The organism is Micromonospora inaquosa, assembly GCF_003857055.1.
Lineage (GTDB): Bacteria > Actinomycetota > Actinomycetes > Mycobacteriales > Micromonosporaceae > Micromonospora > Micromonospora inaquosa.
Genome location: NZ_QGSZ01000322.1, coordinates 1 through 2,001 on the forward strand (window position 1 = coordinate 1; position 2,001 = coordinate 2,001).

2 protein-coding genes are annotated in these 2,001 nt (G+C 71.6%); both read left to right on the top strand.

Annotated features, from left to right (window positions below; genetic code table 11):
* Positions 1 to 510 (top strand): hypothetical protein (locus DLJ59_RS29305; RefSeq protein WP_208648876.1); only part of this gene is annotated, 510 nt, incomplete at its 5' end.
* A gap of 83 nt (positions 511 to 593) precedes the next feature.
* Positions 594 to 2,001 (top strand): adenylosuccinate lyase (gene purB, locus DLJ59_RS29310; protein WP_124776601.1); only part of this gene is annotated, 1,408 nt, incomplete at its 3' end.

The window sequence follows — 2,001 nt, forward strand, 5'->3', positions numbered from 1 at the left end:
GTCGTGGGCGGGACCGTCCGTTCGGTGCTGACCGAGCCGGTGCCGGCGACCGGGCCGCAGCCGTACGCGCTGACCGCCGACGAGATGCGCGCGGCGCTGTGGCTGGACGACAACGCCGCCGACGACGACGTGGTCGCCACCAACGTGCACTGCCGGCCGGTGCGAACCACCCCGCACTGCGACGCCCGCGCGTTCTGGGTGACCGGCCTGGGCGGGCACCGCACGGTGGTGGAGAGCTGGGGCTACACCGACGCGGTCGTGGCCGCGCACGGCGTCGAGAACCTCGGGTACGCCCGACAGAACTTCCCCGACCAGGCGCTGCTCGCGCTCAACGACGGGGTGTTCAGCACGCCGACCCGGGCGGACCTGGACCGGCTCCGTACGGAGCACGGGGTCCGGTGGCTCTTCGCCGACAGCAGGGCGGGTGCGGTGTCGGCGGAGCTGGCCGGGTTGGCCCAGGTCCGGCTGGTCGCCGGCCCGGTCACCGTCTACGAGCTGAACCGCCCCTGACGACCTGAGCAGCCCGGCCCGGTCCCGGCGTCGACCCCGGCCCGGTCCCGTCGTCGACCAGCGGGTGCGGGACAATGAGGTACGTGACGACGATCCCCAACGTGCTGGCCAACCGGTACGCCTCGCCCGAACTGGTAGCCCTCTGGTCCCCGGAGGAGAAGGTCCGGATGGAGCGGCGGCTCTGGCTCGCCGTGCTCCGCGCTCAGCGCGACCTGGGTGTGCCGGTGCCGGACGGCGTGGTCGAGGCGTACGAGCGGGTGCTCGACCAGGTCGACCTCGCCTCGATCGCGGAGCGGGAGCGGGTCACCCGGCACGACGTGAAGGCCCGGATCGAGGAGTTCAGCGCGCTCGCCGGGCACGAGCACGTGCACAAGGGGATGACCTCCCGGGACCTCACCGAGAACGTCGAGCAGCTCCAGGTGCGGGCCTCGCTGGAGCTGATCCGCGACCGGGTGGTGGCGACCCTGGCCCGGTTGGCCTTCCTGGCGTACGAGCACTCCGAGCTGGTCATGACCGGCCGTTCGCACAACGTGGCGGCGCAGGCCACCACGCTGGGCAAGCGCTTCGCGTCGGCGGCTGAGGAGCTGCTGATCGCGTACGAGCGGTTGGAGGAGCTGATCGCCCGTTACCCGCTGCGGGGGATCAAGGGACCGGTCGGCACGGCCGCCGACCAGCTCGACCTCTTCGACGGTGACGCCGACAAGGTGGCCGAGTTGGAGCGGCGGGTCGCCGAGCACCTGGGCTTCTCCCGGGTGCTGGACAGCGTCGGGCAGGTCTACCCGCGCTCACTCGACTTCGAGGTGCTGGCCGCGCTGGCTCAGACCGCCGCCGCACCGTCGTCGCTGGCCACCACGATCCGGTTGATGGTCGGCCAGGAGTTGGCGACCGAGGGCTTCAAGCCGGGTCAGGTCGGTTCCAGCGCGATGCCACACAAGATGAACACCCGCTCGTCGGAGCGTGTGAACGGCTTCGCCGTGATCATCCGGGGTTACCTGTCGATGGTCGGCGAGCTGGCCGGTGACCAGTGGAACGAGGGGGACGTGTCCTGCTCGGTGGTCCGCCGGGTGGCACTGCCGGACGCGTTCTTCGCCGCCGACGGGCTGTTCCAGACGTTCCTCACCGTGCTCGACGAGTTCGGCGCGTACCCGGCGGTGATCAACCGCGAGTTGGAGCGCTTCCTGCCGTTCCTGGCCACCACGAAGATCCTGGTCGCGGCGGTCCGCCGGGGGGTCGGTCGGGAGGTCGCCCACGAGGTGATCAAGGAGCACGCGGTCGCTGTGGCCCTGGGGATGCGTGAGAAGGGCTCGCCGGAGAACGACCTCTTCGACCGGTTGGCGGCGGATGGCCGGCTCGGCCTGTCCCGCGCTGACATCGACACCCTGGTCGCCGACCGCAGCGCCTTCGTCGGCGCGGCTCAGGCGCAGGTGGCGGCGGTGACCCGCCGCATCACCGCGGTGGTGACGTCGGCGATACCGGCGGCGAAGTCGATTC